This is a genomic window from Endozoicomonas sp. 4G, from assembly GCF_023822025.1.
Classification (GTDB): domain Bacteria; phylum Pseudomonadota; class Gammaproteobacteria; order Pseudomonadales; family Endozoicomonadaceae; genus Endozoicomonas_A.
Window position 1 is genome coordinate 1976629 of the sequence record NZ_CP082909.1, and the last position, 21873, is coordinate 1998501.

General features: G+C 51.6%; 15 protein-coding genes. All 15 read left to right on the top strand.

The window, feature by feature from the left end; translation table 11 throughout:
* Positions 1 to 9 precede the first annotated feature (9 nt).
* The 15 genes from K7B67_RS07770 to K7B67_RS07840 all read left to right on the top strand — a co-directional run bounded on the left by K7B67_RS07770 (position 10) and on the right by K7B67_RS07840 (position 21820).
* Complete coding sequence (locus tag K7B67_RS07770; RefSeq protein ID WP_252179775.1) at positions 10 to 1143, top strand: C2H2-type zinc finger protein; 1134 nt, start codon at positions 10 to 12, stop codon at positions 1141 to 1143.
* Entirely contained in the window at positions 1140 to 2567 is a 1428-nt protein-coding gene (locus tag K7B67_RS07775) for a hypothetical protein (protein WP_252179776.1), read from the top strand. The genes K7B67_RS07770 and K7B67_RS07775 overlap by 4 nt, the downstream gene beginning before the upstream one ends.
* 20 nt (positions 2568 to 2587) lie before the next feature.
* Positions 2588 to 4189, top strand: coding sequence for a C2H2-type zinc finger protein (locus K7B67_RS07780; protein ID WP_252179777.1), 1602 nt, complete (start codon positions 2588 to 2590; stop codon positions 4187 to 4189).
* A gap of 97 nt (positions 4190 to 4286) precedes the next feature.
* On the top strand, positions 4287 to 5948 hold the full coding sequence (locus K7B67_RS07785; protein WP_252179778.1) for a C2H2-type zinc finger protein: 1662 nt from the start codon (positions 4287 to 4289) through the stop codon (positions 5946 to 5948).
* A gap of 97 nt (positions 5949 to 6045) precedes the next feature.
* Positions 6046 to 7233: a C2H2-type zinc finger protein gene (locus K7B67_RS07790; RefSeq protein ID WP_252179779.1), complete on the top strand. Its 1188-nt coding sequence runs from the start codon at positions 6046 to 6048 to the stop codon at positions 7231 to 7233.
* Between the two features lie 74 nt (positions 7234 to 7307).
* Positions 7308 to 8759 (top strand): hypothetical protein, encoded by a 1452-nt coding sequence (locus K7B67_RS07795; protein ID WP_252179780.1) that lies wholly within the window; start codon positions 7308 to 7310, stop codon positions 8757 to 8759.
* A gap of 72 nt (positions 8760 to 8831) precedes the next feature.
* The gene (locus tag K7B67_RS07800) at positions 8832 to 10457 is read left to right on the top strand and encodes a hypothetical protein (RefSeq protein WP_252179781.1); all 1626 of its coding nucleotides are present in this window, start codon (positions 8832 to 8834) and stop codon (positions 10455 to 10457) included.
* Positions 10458 to 10556: 99 nt separating this feature from the next.
* On the top strand, positions 10557 to 11729 hold the full coding sequence (locus K7B67_RS07805; protein WP_252179782.1) for a hypothetical protein: 1173 nt from the start codon (positions 10557 to 10559) through the stop codon (positions 11727 to 11729).
* 99 nt (positions 11730 to 11828) lie between these two features.
* A complete protein-coding gene (locus K7B67_RS07810) occupies positions 11829 to 13265 on the top strand; it encodes a hypothetical protein (RefSeq protein ID WP_252179783.1) in 1437 nt (478 codons plus the stop codon).
* 77 nt (positions 13266 to 13342) lie between these two features.
* Entirely contained in the window at positions 13343 to 14935 is a 1593-nt protein-coding gene (locus K7B67_RS07815) for a hypothetical protein (RefSeq protein WP_252179784.1), read from the top strand.
* Positions 14936 to 15102: 167 nt separating this feature from the next.
* Positions 15103 to 16704 (top strand): hypothetical protein, encoded by a 1602-nt coding sequence (locus tag K7B67_RS07820; RefSeq protein ID WP_252179785.1) that lies wholly within the window; start codon positions 15103 to 15105, stop codon positions 16702 to 16704.
* Positions 16705 to 16780: 76 nt separating this feature from the next.
* On the top strand, positions 16781 to 17827 hold the full coding sequence (locus K7B67_RS07825; protein ID WP_252179786.1) for a hypothetical protein: 1047 nt from the start codon (positions 16781 to 16783) through the stop codon (positions 17825 to 17827).
* Between the two features lie 100 nt (positions 17828 to 17927).
* Positions 17928 to 19175, top strand: a complete 1248-nt coding sequence (locus tag K7B67_RS07830; RefSeq protein WP_252179787.1) for a hypothetical protein — start codon at positions 17928 to 17930, stop codon at positions 19173 to 19175.
* Between the two features lie 37 nt (positions 19176 to 19212).
* Positions 19213 to 19977, top strand: a complete 765-nt coding sequence (locus K7B67_RS07835; RefSeq protein ID WP_252179788.1) for a hypothetical protein — start codon at positions 19213 to 19215, stop codon at positions 19975 to 19977.
* A 118-nt stretch (positions 19978 to 20095) separates the two neighbouring features.
* Entirely contained in the window at positions 20096 to 21820 is a 1725-nt protein-coding gene (locus K7B67_RS07840; RefSeq protein WP_252179789.1) for a C2H2-type zinc finger protein, read from the top strand.
* Positions 21821 to 21873 lie beyond the last annotated feature (53 nt).

Below are 21873 nucleotides of genomic sequence, written 5' to 3' on the forward strand. Positions count from 1 at the left end.
AACTGAGCCTTGCTATTCAAAAAAACATTGATTTTGATTTTGGCCATGGCTTTTTCTGTACATTGCTCTACTGGTCACGCGCAGGAAGAGCCAGACACCCGATATTGTTTTTCTCCTGATTTTGGCATCGAAGTCAAGGCTTACAGTCGGGCAGCCTCTGATGATGGTGCCGACAGCGAAGACAGTGACAGCGAAGACAGTGGCAGTGAAGACAGCAGCACCTTTGATAAAAGCAGCGAAAGCAGTTCAGACGGAGACGAAGCTGATACCGAATCTGATGTTCAGTCTGCAAACACGACAGTTGATCCTTATCGAGCATTAAACGAATTCAGTCAGTATTGTGCGGCTCTGAGTCAGGAAATCATTAAACAGGACTCCATTTCAGACAGTAAAATACCCACTTTCAGCACCGATCAGGCGAGCCATCTGAAAAGGCACCAACAGGTCCACCTGCCTGTCGACCAGAGGTTCAGGATGCACCAGTGTGAACATAAGGGCTGCGACTACAGGACCGACCGGGTTGACCATCTGCAAATGCACAAACCTACCCACCTGCCTGCCGAGCAGAGACCCAGAATGCACCAGTGTGACCAGAAGGGCTGCAACTACAGCACCGACCGAATGGGCAATCTGAAAATACACATACGAATCCACCTGCCTTCCGGGCAGAGACCCAGAAGCTACCATTGTGACCATGAGGGCTGCAACTACAGCACCGACCATACAGGCCATCTGAAAAGGCACAAACAGACACACTTGCCTGCCGACCAGAGACCCAAGAAACCCAAGATGGGCCATTGCGACCATGAGGGCTGCGGCTACAGCACCAACCGGGCTGACCATCTGAACATACACAAACAAACCCACCTGCCTGCCGAGCAGAGATCCGCAAGGTACCAGTGTGACCATAAGGGCTGCAACTACAAAACTGGCCGAATGGGCAATCTGAAAATACACAAACAAACCCACTTGCCTGCCGAGCAGAGATCCAGAAGGCACCAGTGTAACCATGAAGGCTGCAACTACAGCACCGACCATACAAGCCATCTGAAAAGGCACAAACGGACACACCTGAGGCCCAAAAGGAAAGCGTATGATCAGCCGCCATCTAACGAGAAAAGAAAGAAGGGTGATCAAAAATGATCCGACGGCGAATCCAGGCCTTGCTACCTGAAAAACCATTGATTTTGATTTTGATTTTGGCCATTGCCTTTTCTGTAAATTGCTCTAGTAGCCAAACTCAGGAAAACAGGTTGCCTTTGCTTTTCAATCTGGCTGTTGGCAAGGCGCTTTTCCCGATCCGGGGTGCTCTACCGGAAATGGAAGAAGGGAGCGAGGCCATTGAATGGTGGGAGCTGACGCTAGAACCTGAGGCAAACGACTGCGATACGGCAGGAGTTTGCTTCGGTGATGACATCTTCTTAAAGCCAGATACCCAATATTGCTTTTGTCCTGACCCTGGCGTTGAAGTCAAGGCTTGCAGCCGGGCAGCCTCTGATGAGGGTTCTGACACTGAAGACAGCAGCACCTCTGATGAGGGTTCTGACACTGGCGACAGCAGTACCTCTGATGAGGGTTCTGACACTGGCGACAGCGGTACCTCTGATGAGGGTTCTGACACTGGCGACAGCGGTACCTCTGATGAGGGTTCTGACACTGGCGACAGCAGCACCTCTGATGAGGGTTCTGACATTGAAGACAGTAGCACCTCTGATGAAAGTAGCGAAAACAGTTCAAACGAAGACGAAGTTGATGCCGAATCTGATGTTAAGTTTGTAGACAGGGCGTTTTATCATTTTCGAACATTAAACGAAATCAGTCAGCATTATACGACTCTGAGACTGAAAACGCACAAGCAGATCCACCGGCTTGCCGACCAGAGACGCAAGCACCAGTGTGACCATGCAGGCTGCAACTACAGCTCTGCCCGGTCGGACAATCTGAAAAAGCACAAACAGACTCACCTGCCTGTCGACCAGAGACCCAGGGTGCACCAGTGTGACCATGAGGGCTGCAACTATAGAACCGACCACAGGAGCAATCTGAACGTGCACAAAAAGACCCATCTGCCTGCCGACCAGAGACTCAAGGTTCACCAGTGTGACCATAAGGGTTGCTACTACAGCAGCGATGTGCCGGGCAATTTGAAAAAGCACCAACAGACCCACCTGCCTGCCGACCAGAGACTCAAGGTTCACCAGTGTGACTATAGGGGGTGCTACTACAGCACCGATCTGTCGAGTAATTTGAAAAAGCACCAAAAGACCCACCTGCCTGCCTACTGGAGACTCAAAGATACCAGAGTACACCCGTGTGACCACGAAGGCTGCAACTACAGCACTCAACGTATAAACAATTTGAAAAAACACAAACTGATCCACCTGCCTGCTGATCAGAGACTCAAGGTTCACCAGTGTGACCATGAGGGTTGCCACTACAGCACTGATTTGTCGGGCAATTTGAAAAGGCACCAAGCGACCCACCTGCCTACCAACCAGAAGCTCAAAAGAAAAGCGTATGACCCGCTGCCATCTAACGAGAAAAGAAAGAAGGGTGATCAAGAATGATCCGACTGGGAACCCAGACCTTGCTATCCAAAAAATTATTGATTTTGGCTTTGGCCATTGCCTTTTCTGTGCATTGCTCAAATGGCCACGCTCAGGAAATGAGTATGCCTTTGCTCTTCGCTCTGGATGTTGGCAAGGCGCTTTTCCCAGTCCGGGATGTGCTACCGGAACGCTATTGCTTTTCTCCTGCCACCGGCGTTTTTCCTGCCACCGGCGTCGAGACTAAGGCTTACAGTCGGGCAGCCCCTGATGATAGTGCCTACAGCGAAGACAGTGACAGCGAAGACAGTGGCAGTGAAGACAGCGACACCTCTGATGAAAACAGCGACAACTGTTCTGACGAAGACGAAACTGAATCTGATGTTCAGTGTGAAAACACGACACAGGGTTCTTTTCGGGCATTAATCGAATTCAGTCAGTATTGTGCGACTTTGGGACTGGAAATGAATGAACAGGAGTCCATTTCAGACAGTAAAATACCCCCTCAGTCAGGGGTAGAGCTGACTCAAGCCCTAACTCAAGCAGGCCAGAGACCCAAGAAAACCAAGGTGCACCAGTGTGACTATCAGGGTTGCGACTTCAGCACCGACCATAGGGGCAATCTGAAAGCGCACAAACAGACCCACCTGCCTGCCGACCAGAGACTCAGGCTCCAGTGCGACCATGAGGGCTGCGACTTCAGCACCGACCATAGGGGCAATCTGAAAGCGCACAAACGGACCCACCTGCCTGCCGACCAGAGACCCAGGCACCAGTGCGATCATGAGGGCTGCAACTTCAGCACCGATTATAGGGGCAATCTGAAAGTGCATAAACAGATCCACCTGCCTGCCGACCAGAGACCCAGGCACCAGTGCGACCATCAGGGCTGCGACTTCAGAACCGACTACCCGAGCCATCTGAAAAGGCACAAACAGACCCACCTGCCTGCCGACCAGAGGCCCAGGCACCAGTGCGACCATGAGGGCTGCAACTACAGCAGTGGCCAGGCGAGCAATCTGAAAGTACACAAACAGACCCACCTGCCTGCCGACCAGAGACTCAGGGGGTACCAGTGTGACCATGAGGGCTGCGACTTCAGAACCAACTACATGAGCCATCTGAAAAGGCACAAACGGATCCACCTGCCTGCCGACCAGAGACCCAAGGTGCACCAGTGTGACCATGAGGGCTGCGACTTCAGAAGCAACTACAAGAGCCATCTGAAAAGGCACAAACAGACCCACCTGTCTGCCGACCAGAGTCTCAGGGTGGTGCAGCAGTGTGAGTGTGACCATGAGGGCTGCGACTTCAGAACCGACTACAAAACCCATCTGAAAAGGCACAAACAGACCCACCTGCCTGCCGACCAGAGGCCCAGGCACCAGTGCGACCATGAGGGCTGCAACTTCGGCAGCGGCCATGCGAGCAATCTGAAAGTGCACAAACTGACCCACCTGCCTGCCGACCAGAGACCCAGGGTGCACCAGTGTGACCATGAGGGCTGCGACTTCAGAACCGACTACACGAGCCATCTGAAAAAGCACAAAAAGACCCACCTGCCTGGCTACCAGAGACCCAAAAGAAAAGCGCATGATCAGCCGCCATCTAACGCGAAAAGAAAGAAGGGTGATAAAGAATGAGGCCCTCCAGCCCGCCTCAAAGAAATCTCCAACCTCTCTGCGGATTTTGACTAACCTGAATTTCCAATAAGCAGTTCAACGGCTGGGAATTCAGACCTTGCTATCCAAAAAATCATTGATTTTGGCTTTGGCTATTGCCTTTTCTGTGCATTGCTCTAAAGGCCAGGCTCAGGAAAACAGCTTGCCTTTGCTCTTCGCTCTGGCTGTCGGCAAGGCGTTTTTCCCAGCCTGGGATGTGCTACCGGAACGCTATTGCTTTTTTCCTGCCACCGGCGTCTTTCCTGCCACCGGCGTCTTTCCTGCCACTGGCGTCGAAGTTGAGGTTTACAGTCGGGCAGCCTCTGATGATAGTGCCTACAGCGAAGACAGTGGCAGTGAAGACAGCGACACCTCTGATGAAAACAGCGACAACTGTTCTGACGAAGACGAAACTGAATCTGATGCTCAGTGTGAAAACACGACACTGGATCCTTTTCGGGCATTAATCGAATTCAGTCAGTATTGTGCGACTCTGAGACCCAAGAAACCCAAGCTGCACCAGTGTGACCATGAGGGTTGCGACTACAGCTCCGACTATGTGGGCAATCTGAAAAAACACAAACAGATCCACCTGCCTGCCGACCAGAGAGTCAAGGCGCACCATTGTGACCATGAGGGCTGCGACTACAGCTCCGACCATAAGGGCAATCTGAAAAAACACAAAAAGATCCACCTGCCTGCCGACCAGAGACTCAAGGGGCACCAGTGTGACCATGAGGGCTGCAACTACAGCACTGATCGGGCCGAAGGTCTGAAAAGGCACAAACAGACCCACTTGCCTGCCGACCAGAGACCCAGGAAGTTCAAGGTACACCAGTGTGACCATGGGGGCTGCAACTACCGCACCCACCACAAGGGGCACCTGAAATCGCACAAACATATTCACCTGCCTGCCGACCAGAAACCCAGGAAGCCCAGAGTGCACCATTGTGACCATGAGGGCTGCGACTACAGCACTGGCTACATTAGCCATCTGAAAGCGCACCAACAGACCCACCTGCCTGCCGACCAGAGAGTCAAGGCGCACCAGTGTGACCATGAGGGCTGCAACTACAGCACCGATCGGGCCGAGGGCTTGAAAAGGCACAAACAAACCCACTTGCCTGCCGACCAAAGATCCAAGAGACTCAGGGGGCACCATTGTGATCATGAGGGCTGCAACTACAGCACCGAATATCCGGGTCATCTGAGCAGGCATAAACAGACCCACCTGCCTGCCGACCAGCGATCCAGGGTGCACCAGTGTGACCACGAGGGCTGCAACTACCGCAGCAATCAGGCGGGCAATCTGAAAATGCACAAACAGACCCACCTGCCTGCCTGTCAGAGACCCAGGAGACGCAAGATGCACCAGTGTGATTATCGGGGCTGTCATTACGGCACTGGCCGGACGGAGCATCTGAAAAAGCACAGGCACACCCACCTGCCTGCCGATCAGAGACCCAGGGTGCACCAGTGTGACCATGAGGGCTGCAACTACAGAAGCGACCGGATGAGTAATCTGAACATGCACAAAAAGACCCACCTGCCTGGCTGCCAGAGACCCAAGGTGCATCACTGTGATCATAAAGGCTGCGACTACAGCACCGATCATACGGGCCATCTGAAAAGGCACAAACAGACCCACCTGTCTACCGACCAGGAACCCAAAAGACCCAAAAGAAAAGCGTATGAGCAGCCGCGATCTAACGCGAAAAGAAAGAAGGGCGATAAAGAATGAGGCCTTCCAACCCGCCGTAAAGAAACCTCCGACCATTTTCCAGATTTTGACTAACCTGATTTTTCAATAAACATTTCAACGACTGGAATCCTCGGCTTTGCTATTCAAAAAATCATTGATTTTGGCCATGGCCTTTTCTGTGCATTGCTCTAATGGCTTCGCTGAGGAAGTGAGTATGCCTTTGCTCTTTGCTCTGGCTGTCGGCAAGGCGCTTTACCCAGTCCGGGATGGGCTACCGGAACGCTATTGCTTTTTTCCTGCCACCGGCGTCTTTCCTGCCACCGGCGTCTCTCCTGACTACGGCATCAAATTCAAGACTTACCGTCGGGCAGCTTCTGATGATAGTGCCGACAGCGAAGACAGTGGCAGTGAAGATAGCAGCACCTCTGATAAAAACAGCGACAACAGCACGGACAAAAACGAAGCTGATGCTGATGTCCAGTATGTCACCACGACACTTAATCCTTTTCCTGTATCAAATGAAATCAGTCAGTATTGTGCGGCTCTGGCATTGAAAAAGATTAAGCAGGAGCCCGTTTCAGACAGTGAAAAACCTACTGATGCAGAAGTAGACGTGACAGACATGAGCTCTGTTAACCCGCTGGAAATCACCTTACCTGCCTCTGGCAGCGATCATATGGACCATCTGAAAACGCACAAACAGCCCCGTCTGACTGCCCACCAGAGAACCAGATTGCGCCAGTGTGACTATGAGGGGTGCAACTTCGGAACCAGCTATGCGGGCAATCTGAAAAAGCACAAACAGACCCACCTGCCTGCCGACCAGAGACACAAGCTGCACCAGTGTGACCATGAGGACTGCTACTACAGCACCGATTATGTGAGCCATCTGAAAATGCACAAAAAGACCCATCTGCCTGCCGACCAGAGACACAAGCTGTACCAGTGTGACCATGAGGGCTGCGACTACAGCACCGATTATGTGAGTCATCTGAAAATACACAAACAGACCCACCTGCCTGTCGACCAGAGACATAAGAGGTACCATTGTGAGGGCTGCAACTACAGCACCGACCGGGCAGACCATCTGGAAAGGCACAAAGAGACCCACCTGCCTGTCAACCAGAGACTCAAGAAACCCAAGGTTTACCAGTGTGACCATGAAGGCTGCAACTACATCACCAACTACACGGGCAATTTGAAAAAGCACAAACAGACCCACCTGTCTGCCGACCAGAGAGCCAAAAGACCCAAAAGAAGAGCGTATGACCAGCCACCCTCTAACGAGAATAACGCGAAAAGAAAGAAGGGTGATCAAGAATAAAAGCTCCGACCTCTCCCCGGATTTTGACTAACCTGACTTACCAGTAAGCATTTCAACGACTGGGAAGCCAAGCCTTGTTATCCAAAAAAACATTGATTCTGATCTTGGTCGTGGCTGTTTCTGTGCATTGCTCTAATGGCTACGCTCAGGAAAACAGGTTGCCTTTGCTCTTTTCTTTCGCTGTCGGCACTCCCGCTGTCGGCACTCTAGCTGTCGGCAGAGCGCATATCCCAGTCTGGGATGGGCTACCAGAGGAACCAGGAGAAGAGGGCATTGAATGGTACCACTTCGACATGCCACGAGTTTGCTTTGGTGATGACATCCTCTTAAAGCCAGGCAGTCGCTCTTGTTTTTCACCTGACCCTGGTGTCGAAGCTAATCGGGCAGCCTCTGATGATAGTGCCTACAGCGAAGACAGTGACAGTGAAGACAGCGGTACCTTTGATGAAAGCAGCGACAACCGTTCTGACGAAGAAGAAACGGATGTTCAACCTGTAAACAAGGCACCTGACTCTTTTCAAGCATTAAACGAAATGAGTCAGTATTGTGCGACCCTGAGACTGAAAATGATTGATCAGGAGTCTAATTCAGACAGTAAAACACCCAACGAGTCAAAGCACCGACAGCGGGTTGACCAGAGACCCGGGAAACTCAAGGAGCACCCGTGCGACCATGAGGGATGCAATTACATCAGCAACTACACGAGCAATCTGAAAAAGCACAAGCAGAGACACCTGCCTGCCGACCAGCGGAGAGTGCACCAGTGTGACCATGGGGACTGCAATTACAGCACTGTCTGTGCGGGCGATCTGAAAAAGCACAAGCGAACCCACCTGCCTGTCGACCAGCGGCTCAAGGTGCACCAGTGTGACCATGAAGGCTGCAGCTACAGCAGCGACCAGAAGAGCCATCTGAAACAGCACAAGCAGACCCACCTGCCCGCCGACCAGCGGCCCAAGGTGCACCAGTGTGACCATGAGGGCTGCGACTATATCACTGACTACAGGAGCAATCTGGAAAAGCACAAGCAGATCCACCTGCCTGCCGACCAGAGATTCAAGGTGCACCGGTGTGACCATGAGGGCTGCGACTATATCACCGATAACAGCGGCAGTCTGAAAACGCACAAGCAGATCCACCTGCCTGCTGACCAGCGGAGGGTGCACCAGTGCGACCATGTGGGCTGCAATTACAGCACTGTCTATACGAGCGATCTGAAAAAGCACAAGCGAACCCACTTGCCTGCCGACCAGCGGCCCAAGGTGCACCAGTGTGACCATGAAGGCTGCAGTTACAGAAGCGACCAGAAGAGCCATCTGAAACAGCACAAGCAGACTCACCTGCCTGCCGACCAGCGGCCCGGGGGGCATCGGTGTGACCATGAAGGCTGCAACTACATCACCATCTACACGGGCAATCTGAAAAAGCACAAACAGGTCCACCTGCCTGCCGACCAGAGGCCTAAAAGAAAAGCGTATGATCAGTCACGACCTAACAAGAAAAGAAAGAAGGGTAATCAAGAATGAAACCTCCGACCTCTCCAAATTTTGACTAACCTGATTTCCCAATAAACAATTCAATAACTGGGAAACCAGGCCTTGCTGTTCAAAAAATTATTGACTTTGATCTTGGCCGTTGCCTTTTCTGCGCATAGTTCTAATGGCCACGCTCAGGAAAACAGGTTGCCTTTGCTTCCACCAGAAGGTATTGAAGAAGAGAGCGAAGCCATTGAATGGTGGGAGCTGAAGCAAGAGCCCGACGCGAACTATTGCTTTTCTCCTCACCCTGGCGCGAAAGCTGAGGCTTACCGTCGGGCAGCCTCTGATGAGGGTTCTGAAAGTGAAGACAGTGGCACCTCTGATAAAAACAGCGACGATAAAAACAGTGACAACCGTTCAAACGAAGATGAAGCGGATGCCGACTCTGATGTTCAGTACGTAACCACGACACTTGATCCTTTTCTGGTATCACATGAAATCAGTCAGTATTGTGCGACTCTGGCACTGAAAAAGATTAAGCAGGAGCCCGTTTCAGACAGTCAAATAGTCATTGACTCACAGGTAGGCATGACCCACCCGGAAATCACCTCACCTGCTTGCAGCAGCGATCAAACGAACCCTCTGAAAATACACAAACAGACTCACCTGCCTGCCGACCAGAGACTCAAAAAAACCAGAGTGCACCAGTGCGACCATGAAGGCTGCAACTACAGCACTGGCAACGTGAGCCACCTGAAAACACACAAACAGACTCACCTGCCTGCCGACCAGAGACTTAAAAAAACCAGAGTGCACCAGTGCGACCATGAAGGCTGCGACTACAACACTGGCTACGCGAGCCATCTGAAAACACACAAACAGACTCACCTGCCTGCCCACCAGAGAGTCAGACATCAGTGTGACCATGAGGGTTGCAACTACAGCACCTACCATTCGTCTAATCTGAAAAAGCACAAACAGACCCACCTGCCTGCGGATCAAAGAACCAGGGTGCACCAGTGTGACCATGATGGTTGCAACTACAGAACCGACTACCGGCATCGTCTGAAAAGGCACAAACAGAACCACTTGCCTGTCCACCAGGGATCCAGTAGAACCAAGATACTCTGGGTGCAACAGTGTGACCATGAGGGCTGCAACTACAGCGCCAGATACAGGTGTCATCTGAAAAAGCACAAAGAGATCCACCTGCCTGCTGACCAGAGACCCAAGAGACCCAAGGTGCATCAGTGTGACCATGAGGGCTGCAACTACATCACCGACCGGAAGAGCCATCTGAAAAGGCACAAACCCACCCACCTGCCTGCCGAGCTGAGACCTAAGATACGCAAGGTGTATCAGTGTGACCATGAGGGCTGCAACCACATCGCGAACAAGGTGAGCCACCTGAAAAAGCACAAACAGACCCACCTGTCTGCCGAACAAAGACCCAAGAGACTCAGGATGCACCAGTGTGACTATGAGAGCTGCAAATACCACACTGACCACAAGGGCAACCTGAACGCGCACAAACAGACCCACTTGCCTGCTGACCAGAGACCCAGGAGACCCAAGGTGCACCAGTGTGACCATGAAGGCTGCAACTTTATCAGCAACCACAGGGGCAATCTGAATACGCACAAAAAGACTCACCTGCATGCCGCCAAGAAACTCAAAAGCCCTAAAAGAAAAGCGTATGACCAGCCGTCATCCGAGAAAAAAAGCAAGCAGGGTGATCAAGAATGATTCGCCTGCCAACCCCTCCCTAAAAGAAACCTCCCAGCTCTTCAGATTTTTACTAACCTGATTTCCCAATAAGCAGTTCAACGATCGGGAAGCCAAGCCTTGCTGTCCAAAAAACCATTGATTTTGAACTTAGCCGTTGCCTTTTGTGTGCATTGCTCTAATGGCTTCGCTCAGGAAACCAGTATGCCTTCGCTCTTCGCCCTGACTGTCGGCAAGATGCTTATCAGTACTCCGAGGTCTTTTATTGACGTCTCATCCACGAAAGGCGACGACAACGATATGCCACAAGTTTGCTTAGGTGATGACATCCTCTTAAAACCAGACACTCGCTATTGCCTTTCTCCTGACCCTGACGTTGAAGCCAAGACTTACCGTCGGGCAGCCTCTGATGAGGGTTCTGACACTGAAGACAGCAGCACCTCTGATGAAAACGGTGACAACCGTTCAAAGGAAAACGAAGCGGATGCCGAATCTGATGTTGAGTATGTAATCACGTCACTTAATCCTTTTCGAGTAGCAAATGGAATCAACCAGTATTGTGCGGCTCTGGTACTGACAAAGATTAAGCAGGAGCTCGTTTCAGACAGTGAAATAACCACTCAGTCAGAGGTAAACGAGACAGAAGCAGACTCTTCTAACAACCAGGTCAACCTGCCCGCCGACCGTAGACCCAGGGGACCTGATAGACCCAGGGTGCATCAGTGTGACCATGAGGGTTGCAGCTATGCCACCGACTACATGTGTAATCTGAAAAATCACAAACAGGCCCACCTGCCTGTCCACCAGAGATCCAGGGTGTACCAGTGTGACTATGAGGGCTGCAACTACATCGCCAACCTGGCGGGCAATCTGAAAAGGCACAAAAAGACCCACCTGCCTGCCGACCTTAGATCCAGGGGGTACCAGTGTGACCATGAGGGCTGCAACTACAGCACTGACCGGATGAACGATGTGAAAAAGCACAAACAGACCCACCTGCCTGCCGACCAGAGAGCCAGGAAGTACCAGTGTGACCATGAGGGTTGCAACTACAGCACCGACTCGGCGAGACATCTGAAAGCGCACAAACAGACCCACCTGCCTGCCGACCAGAGATCCAGGGGGTACCGGTGTGACCATAAGGGCTGCAACTACAGCACTGACCACAGGGGCAATCTGAAAGCGCATAAACAGACCCACCTGCCTGCCGACCAGAGACCCAAAAGACCCAAAAGAAAAGCGTATGACCAGCCGCTATCTAACGAGAAAAGAAAGAAGGGTGATCAAGAATGATCCGGCTCCGAAGCTGCCTCAAAGAAATCTCCGACCTTTCTCTAGATTTTGACTAACCTGACTTTCCAATAAACATTTCAACGACTGGGATGCCAGCTGGTGCTATCTAAAAACCCATTGATTTTGGCCTTGGCTATTGCCTTTTCTGTGCATTGCCCTAATGACCACGCTCAGGAAAACAGGTTGCCTTTGCTCTTCGCTCCGGCTGTCGGCAAGGTGCTTATCAACACCCCGATGCCCTTTATTGAAGTCTCATCCACGAATGATGCCCTGGGCATGTCACAGGTCGACATTGAAGAAGAGAGCGAGGCTATTGAATGGTGGGAGTTGAAGCAGTATTGCTTTTCACCTGCCACCGGCGTCTCACCTGCCACCGGCGTCTCTCCTGACTCTGGTGTCGAAGCCAGGACTTACAGTCGGGCAGCCTCTGAGGATGATCCTGGTAGCGAAGACAGTGGCACCTCTGATAACAGCAGCGACAACTCTTCAAACGAAGATGAATCTGATGCTGAATCCGATGTTCAGTATGTAAGCACGACATTTAATCCTTTTCGGGTATCAATGGAAATCAATCAGTATTGTGCGATTCTGGCACTGGAAAAGATTGAGCAGGAGCTCATTTCAGAGAGTGAAACATCCGAGGAGTCGGAGGTGGACGTGACACAAGCGGACTCTGCCAACAAGCTGAAAATGATCTTACCTGCTGACAGCATCGACCAGGGACCCAAGATGCACCAGTGTGCCTATAAGGGCTGCAACTACAGAACCGACCATACCGGTCATCTGAAAATGCATAAACGGACCCACCTGACGACCGACCAGAGACTCAGGGTGCACCATTGTGACTACGGGAGCTGCAACTACAGATCTGACCATATGGGCTGTCTGAAAATGCACAGGAAGACCCATCTGCCGGCCGACCAGAGACTCAAGGTGCACCAGTGTGACTATGGGGGCTGCAACTACCGCTCTGACCGGGCGGGTAATCTGAAAGAGCACAAACGGACCCACCTGCCTGCCGACCAGAGACCCAGGGGGCACCAGTGTGCCCATGAGGGCTGCAACTACAGCTCCGACCGGGTGAGAGATCTGAAAAAGCACAAAGAGACCCACCTGCCTGCCGACCAGAGACCCAAGAAACTGAAGGTACACCAGTGTGACCATGAAGGCTGCATCTACAGCACCGATCGGGCATGCAGTCTGAAAAGGCACAAACAGACCCACCTGCCTGCCGACCAGAGACTCAAGCTGCATCAGTGTGACCATGAGGGCTGCAATTACAGCACCGATCATACGGGCAATCTGAAAATCCACAAACAGACCCATCTGCCTGCCGACCAGAGACTCAAGCTGCATCAGTGTGACCATGAGGGCTGCAATTACAGCACCGATCATACGGGCAATCTGAAAATCCACAAACAGACCCATCTGCCTGCCGACCAGAGAACCAAAAGGAAAAGGAAAGCGAACAACCAGCCGTCATCTAACAAGAAAAGAAAGGTGATAAAGAATGATTCGCCTCCGAAGCCGCCTTAAAGAAACCTCCGACCTTTCTCCAGATTTTGACTAACCTGACTTCCCAATAAACATTTCAACGACTGGGAACACGGGCCTTGCTATCCAAACAACCATTGATTTTGATTTTGATTTTGGCCATGACCGTTTCTGTGCGTTGCTCTAATGGTCACGCTCAGGAAACCAGTATGCCTTTGCTCTTCGCTCTGCCACTTTCTGACACACAGTGTTGGCATGCTGGAACACTGCAAGAGCAAGTATGCTTCGGTGATGACATCCTCGTAAAGCTAGTCATTCGCTATTGCTTTTCACCTGCCACCGGCGTCTCACCTGCCACCGGCGTCTCACCTGCCACCGGCGTCTCACCTGCCACCGGCGTCTCACCTGCCACCGGCGTCTCACCTGACCCTGGTGTCGAAGCTAAGCCTTACAGTCGGGCAGCCTCAGGTGATAGTGCCTACAGCGAAGACAGTGACAGTGAAGACAGCGGTACCTCTGACGAAAACAGCGACGACTGTTCTGACCAGGACGAAGCTGATGCTGAATCTGATGTTCAGTGTGCAAACAAGACACTTGATCCTTTTCGGGCATTAAACGAAATCAGTCAGTATTGTGCGACTCTGAGGCTGGAAATGATTGAGCAGGAGTTTATTTCAGACAGTAATATCCCCACTGAGTCAGAGACAGGCGTGACAGAAGTAGACTCTGCTGACCAGGGACCCAAGAGACCCAGGAAGCCCAGAAAGCCCAGAAAGCCCAAGGAGCACCAGTGTGACCACGAGGGCTGCAACTACAGCACCGTCTACACAAGCCATCTTAGAATGCACAAAGAGATCCACCTGCCTGCCCACCAGAGACCCAAGAGACCAAAGGTGCACCAGTGTGGCCATGAGGACTGCAACTACAGGACCGACCGGGCAAGCAATCTGAAAAAACACAAGCAGACCCACCTGCCTGCCGACCAGAGATTAAGGAGGTACCCGTGTGACCATGAGGGCTGCGACTACAGCTGCTATCAGGCGTCCGATCTGAAAAGGCACAAGCAGATCCACCTGCCTGCTGACCACAGACTTAAGGTGCATCAGTGTGACCATAAGGGCTGCAACTACAGAGCCGATCAGGTGAGCAATCTGAAAAGGCACAAGCAAACCCACCTGCCTGCCGACCAGAGACCCAGAAGACCCAGGAAACCCAGGGTGCACCAGTGTGACCATGAGGGTTGCAAATACATCACCGATCTGGCGGGCAATCTGAAAAGGCACAAACAGATCCATCTGCCTGCCGACCAGAGACCCAGGGAGCACCAGTGTGACTATGAAGGCTGCGACTATATCAGCCACTGGGCGGGCAATCTGAAAAAGCACAAACAGACCCACCTGCCTGCCGACCAGAGACTCAAGGTGCATCAGTGTGACCATGAGAGCTGCAACTACAGCACTGACCGGGCGGGTCATTTGAAAACGCACAAACAGATCCACCTGCCTGCCGACCAGAGACCCAGGAGACCCAAGGTATCGAAGAAACCCAAGGTGCACCAGTGTGACCATGAGGGCTGCAACTTCAGCACCGGCCACACGGGCAATCTGAAAAAGCATAAACAGACCCACCTGCCTGCTGACCAGAGACCTAAAAGAAAAGCGTATGACCAGCTGCCATCTAACAAGAAAAGAAAGAAGGTTGATCAAGAATGATCCGCTTCCCAACTGGCCTCAAATGTTCATGACCTTATTTCCGGTCACCCCGCACAATGAAAATGATGCATTCGGGCATTTTCACGGCAAAGAAACTTCCGACTTTTCTCTAGATTTTGACTAACCTGACTTCCCAATAAACAGTTCAACGACTGAGAAGCCAAGCCTTGTTATCCAAAAAACCATTGATTTTGACCCTGGTCATAGCCTTTTCTGTGCATTGCCCTGATGCTCAGGCTCAGGAAAATACTGTGCCTTTGCTCTTCGCTCCGGCTGTCGGCGAGGCGCTTATCAATATCTCAAAGCCTTTTGTTGAGCCCTCATCCTTCGGAAATAACCAACCTCGTTTTAGAGGCAACAAAAGATTTGAGGAACCAGGAGAATATTACTTTTCTCATAACCCCGGCGTCGAAGCTAAGGCTTATTGTCGGGCAGCCTCTGATGGAGGCTCTGGCAGTGAGGACGGCGGTACCTCTGATGAAAACAGCGGCAACCATTCTGATGAAGACGATGTTGATGACGCCGAATCTGATATTCAGTATTTAACCACGACACTGAATCCTTTTTCAGCATCAAATGAAATCAGTCAGTATTGTACCATTCTGGTAATGAAAAAGATTAAGCAGGAGCCCGTTTCAGACAGTGAAACAGCCACTGCACCTGCTTACAGCACCGACCACACGGGCCATCTGAAAACGCATAAACAGCCCCACCTGCCTGTCGGCCAGAGACCCAAGAGACCCAAGATAACCAAAGTGCACCAGTGTGGCCATGAGGGTTGCAACTACAGCAGCAACCGAACGGGCAATCTGAAAGCGCACAAACAGACCCATCTGCCTGACGACCAGAGACTCAAGATATACCAGTGTGACCATGAGGGTTGCAACTACAGCAGCGACTGCATGGGTAATCTGAAAAAGCACAAACCGATCCACCTGCCTGTCCACCTGAGACTCAAAGTGCACCAATGTGGCTATAAGGGCTGTGGCTACAGAACCGACCATCGGGGCCATCTGAATACGCACGAACAGATCCACCTGCCTGGGCCTGGCGACCAGAAATTAAAGCTGCAGTGTGACCATGAGGGCTGCAATTACAGGGCCAACCGGGCGTGCCATCTGACCAGACACAAGCAGACCCATCTGCTTGCTGACCAGAGACCCAGACCTAAAGTGCAGTGTGACCATGAGGGCTGCAACTACAGCACGCACTACCCAAGCAACCTGAAAGTGCACAAACAGGCTCATCTGGCGCCCGGCCGGAGACCCAGAAGACCCAAAGTGCAGTGTGACCATGAGGGCTGCAACTACAGCACTCACTACCCAGGCAACCTGAAAGTGCACAAAAAGGTTCACTTGCCTGCCGACCAGAGACCTAAGTTGCCCAAGGTGCACTCATGTGACCATGAGGGCTGCAAGTTCAGGACCGGCTACTCAGGTAATCTGAAAAAGCACAAACAGATTCACCTGCCTGCTGACCAGAGACTCAAGAGAATCAAGGCGCACCAGTGTGACCATGAGGGCTGCCACTACAGAACCGACCGGAAGTTCAATCTGAAAAATCACAAACAGACCCACCTGCCTGGGAACCAGAGACCCAGAAGACCCAAAGTGCAGTGTGACTATGAGGGCTGCAACTACAGCACCGGCTATAGGAGCAATCTGAAAGCGCACAAACAAACCCACCTGCCTGCCGACCAGAGATCCAAAAGAAAAGTGTATGACCAGTCACGATCTAACAAGAAAAGAAAGAAGGGTGATAAAGAATAGAAACCTCCGACCTCTCTCCGGATTTTGACTAACCTGATTTACAAATAAGCAATTTCAACGACTGGGAAGCCAAGCCTTGCTATCCAAAAAAATATTGATTTTGACCTTGGTCGTTGCCTTTTCTATGCCACGAGTTTGCTTCGGTGATGACATCCTCTTAAAGCCAGACACTTGCTATTACCTTTCTCCTGATCCTGACGTCGAAGCTAAGGCTTTCAACCGGGCAGTCTCTGATGATAGTGCCGACAGCGAAGACAGTGGTAGTGAAGACAGCGATACCTATGACGAAAACAGCGACAACAGCTCAAACGAAGACGAAGCGGATACCGAAACTAATACCGACACTAATGTTCAGTGTGAAAACACGACAGTTGATCCTTTTCGGGCATTAAACGAAATCAGTCAGTATTGTGCGGCTCAGAGACAGAGACTGGAAATGATTAAGCAGAAGACCATTTTAGACAGTGAAATACCTACTGAGTCAGAGTTAGGAGTGACAGAAGCAGACTTTGTTAACAATCAGGGGGTCACCTCACCTACTTACAGTACTGACCAGATGGGTCACCTGAAAACGCACAAACAGGGACCCAAGAGACCCAAGTTGCACCAGTGTGGCCATGAGGGCTGCGACTACAGCACTGACCGCTCGAACGATCTGAAAAAGCACAAACAGACTCACCTGCCTGCCGACCAGAGACCCAAGGTGCATAAGTGTGACCATAAGGGCTGTAACTACAGCACCGACCGGGCGGGCCATCTGAAAACGCACAAACGGATCCACCTGCCCGCCAACCAGATACTCAAGAGAGTCAAGAGGCTCGAGAGGCTCAAGAGGCGCAAGTTGCACCAGTGTGACCATGAAGGCTGCAACTACAGCACCTACTACGCGGGCAATCTGAAACCGCACAAACAGACCCACCTGCCTGCCAACCAGAGACCCAAGAGAGCCAAGGTGCATCAGTGTGACCATGAGGGCTGTGACTACAGCACTGACCGCTCGAACGATCTGAAAAAGCACAAACAGACCCACCTGCCTGCTGGCCAGAGAGCCAAAAGAACCAAAAGAAAAGCGTATGACCAGTTGCTGTCTAATGAGAAAAGAAAGAAGAGTGGTGAAGAATGATCCGCCTCCCAAGCTGATTCAAAGAAAACTCCGACCTCTCTCCGGATTTTGACTAACCTGATTTCCAAATAAGCAATTTCAACGACTGGGAAGCCAGGCCTTGCTATCCAAAAAAATATTGATTTTGACCTTGGTCGTTGCCTTTTCTATGCCACGAGTTTGCTTCGGTGATGACATCCTCTTAAAGCCAGACACCCGCTATTGCTTTTCTGCTGACCCTGACGTCGAAGCTAAGTCTCACAGTCGGGCAGTCTCCGGTGATAGTGCCGACAGCGAAGACAGTGGCAGTGAAGACAGCAGTACCTCTGACGAAAACAGCGACAAGGGTTCTGACCAGGAGGAAGCTGATGTTCAGTGTGAAAACGGGACACTTGATCCTTTTCGAGCATTAAAGGAAATCAGTGAGTATTGTTCGGCCCTGAGACTGAAGATGATTCAGCAGGACTCCATTTCAGGCAGTGGAATACCCAAAACGCACAAACAGACCCGGCTGTCTGCCGATCAGGGGCTCAAGGTGCGCCAGTGTGACCGTGAGGGCTGCAACTACAGAACTCATGAGGTGAGCAATCTAAAAAGGCACAAACAGACCCACCTGCCTGCCGATCAGAGGCCCATAAGACCCAAGGTGCACCAGTGTGACCATGAGGGGTGCAACTACAACAGCTATCTGGCGGGCAATCTGAAAAGGCACAAACAGGCTCACCTGCCTGCCGATCAGAGACCCATAAGACCCAAGGTGCACCAGTGTGACCATGAAGGCTGTAACTACAGAACCGACAGCATGGGCTGTCTGAAAAGGCACAAGCAGACCCACCTGCCTGCCGATCAGAGACCCAAGAAACCCAAGGTGCACCATTGTGACCGCGAGGGCTGCAACTATAGCAGCGACCATGTGGGCAATCTGAAAACGCACAAACAGACCCACCTGCCTGCCGACCAGAGACCCAAGAGACCCAAGGTGCACCAGTGTGACCATGAAGGCTGTAACTACAGAACCGACAGCATGGGCAGTTTGAAAAGGCACAAACAGATCCATTTGCCTGTCGATCAGAGACCCGTGAGATCCAAGGTGTACCAGTGTGACCATGAGGGCTGCAACTACAGCACCGATCAGGCGGGCAATCTGAAAAGGCACAAACAGACCCACTTGCCTGGCGACGAGAGACCCGAGAGACCCAGGGTGCACCAGTGCGACCATGAGGGCTGCAACTACAGCACCAGCTACTTGTGCAATCTGAAAACGCACAAACAGACCCACCTGCCTGCCAAGAGACCCAAGAGACCGAAAAGAACAGCGTATGACCAGCTGCCATCTAACAAGAAAAGAAGGAAGGGTGATAAAGAATAGAAACCTCCTGCCTCCCTCCAGATTTTGACCTTGGCTATTGCCTTTTCTGTGCATTGCTCTTAATGGTCACGCTCAGGAAAATAGAACGCCTTTGCTCTTTGTTCTGGCTGTCGGCAAGCCGCTCCCTCTTTTCCCGGACTGGGATGCGCTACCAGAACTTGACTTCATGGTTAAAGCTATCGCCACTGAGATACAGCAAGGAGGCGATCGGCAACGTGAAATCATGGAAACAGCTAAACACAGGGGGAGTCTGATGCTCTCTCGCTTCAGAGATTTCGGTGATGACACCCTCTTAAAGCCAGACACTTGCTATTGCTTTTCTCCTGATCCTGACGTCGAAGCTAAGGCTTTCAACCGGGCAGCCTCTGATGATAGTGCCGACAGCGAAGACAGTGGCAGTGAAGACAGCGATACCTATGACGAAAACAGCGACAACAACTCAAACGAAGACGAAACGGATACCGAAGCTAATATCGAAACTGAAACTAATGTTCAGTGTGAAAACACGACAGTTGATCCTTTTCGGGCATTAAACGAAATCAGTCAGTATTGTGCGGCTCTGAGACTGAAAATGATTGAGCAGGAGTCCATTTCAGACAGTGAAATGAAAACACACAAACAGGGACCCAGGATGCATCAATGTGACCATGAGGGCTGCAACTACAGCGCCGACCGGAGAGACCATCTGAAAAGGCACAAAGAGAGACACCTGCTCGCCGACCAGAGACTTAAAAGACCCAAAAGAAAAGCAAACAACCTGCCGTCATCTAACCGGAAAAGAAAGAAGGGTGATAAAGAATGATTTGCCCCCCCCATGAGCCTGACCGAGAATAGCTGCCCCAAAGAAACTTTCGGCCTCTCTCCAGATTTTGACTAACCTGACTTACCAGTAAGCATTTCAACGACTGGGAAGCCAAGCCTTGCTATCCAAAAAAACATTGATTCTGATCTTGGTCGTGGCTGTTTCTGTGCATTGCCCTAATGGCCACGCTCAGGAAAACAGGTTGCCTTTGCTCTTTTCTTTCGCTGTCGGCAGAGCGCATATCCCAGTCTGGGATGGGCTACCAGAGGAACCAGGAGAAGAGGGCATTGAATGGTACCACTTCGACATGCCACGAGTTTGCTTCGGTGATGACATCCTCTTAAAGCCAGATACACGCTATTGCTTTTCTCCTGACCTTGAGGTCAAAGCTGAAGCTTACCGTCGGGCAGCCTCTGATGATAGTGCCTACAGCGAAGACAGTGACAGTGAAGACAGCGGTACCTCTGACGAAAGCAGTGATGATCGTTCTGAAGAAGACGAAACGGATGTTCAACCTGTAAACAAGGCACCTGATTCTTTTCAAGCATTAAACAAAATGAGTCAGTATTGTGCGACTCTGAGGCTGGAAATGATTGAGCAGGAGTTTATTTCAGACAGTAATATCCCCACTGATTCAGAGACAGGCGTGACAGAAGTAGACTCTGCTGACCAGGGACCCAAGAGACCCAGGAAGCCCAGAAAGCCCAGAAAGCCCAAGGAGCACCAGTGTGACCACGAGGGCTGCAACTACAGCACCGTCTACACAAGCCATCTTAGAATGCACAAAGAGATCCACCTGCCTGCCCACCAGAGACCCAAGAGACCAAAGGTGCACCAGTGTGGCCATGAGGACTGCAACTACAGGACCGACCGGGCAAGCAATCTGAAAAAACACAAGCAGACCCACCTGCCTGCCGACCAGAGATTAAGGAGGTACCCGTGTGACCATGAGGGCTGCGACTACAGCTGCTATCAGGCGTCCGATCTGAAAAGGCACAAGCAGATCCACCTGCCTGCTGACCACAGACTTAAGGTGCATCAGTGTGACCATAAGGGCTGCAACTACAGAGCCGATCAGGTGAGCAATCTGAAAAGGCACAAGCAAACCCACCTGCCCGATGACCAGAGACCTAGAAGACCCAAGGTGCACCAGTGTGACCATGAGGGGTGCAGCTACAACAGCGATCATTTGGGTAGTTTGAAAAGGCACAAACAGATCCATTTGCCTGTCGATCAGAGACCCGTGAGATCCAAGGTGTACCAGTGTGACCATGAGGGCTGCAACTACAGCACCGATCAGGCGGGCAATCTGAAAAGGCACAAACAGACCCACTTGCCTGGCGACGAGAGACCCGAGAGACCCAGGGTGCACCAGTGCGACCATGAGGGCTGCAACTACAGCACCAGCTACTTGTGCAATCTGAAAACGCACAAACAGACCCACCTGCCTGCCGACCAGCGGCCCGGGGTGCACCAGTGCGACCATGGGGGTTGCAATTACAGCACCGCCTATGCGGGCGATCTGAAAAAGCACAGGCGGATCCACCTGCCTGTCGACCAGCGGCTCAAGGTGCACCAGTGTGACCATAAAGGCTGCAGCTACAGCAGCGACCAGAAGAGCCATCTGAAACAGCACAAGAATACCCACCTGCCTGCCGACCAGCGGCCCAAGGTGCACCGGTGTAACCATGAGGGCTGTAACTATATCACCGACCACAGTGGCAGTCTGAAAAAGCACAAACAGACTCACCTGCCTGTCGACCAGAGAACTAAAAGACCCAAAAGAAAAGCGTATAACCAGCCACCACCTAACGAGAAAAGAAAGAAGGGTGATCAAGAATAAAAGCTCCGACCTCTCCCCGGATTTTGACTAACCTGACTTACCAATAAGCATTT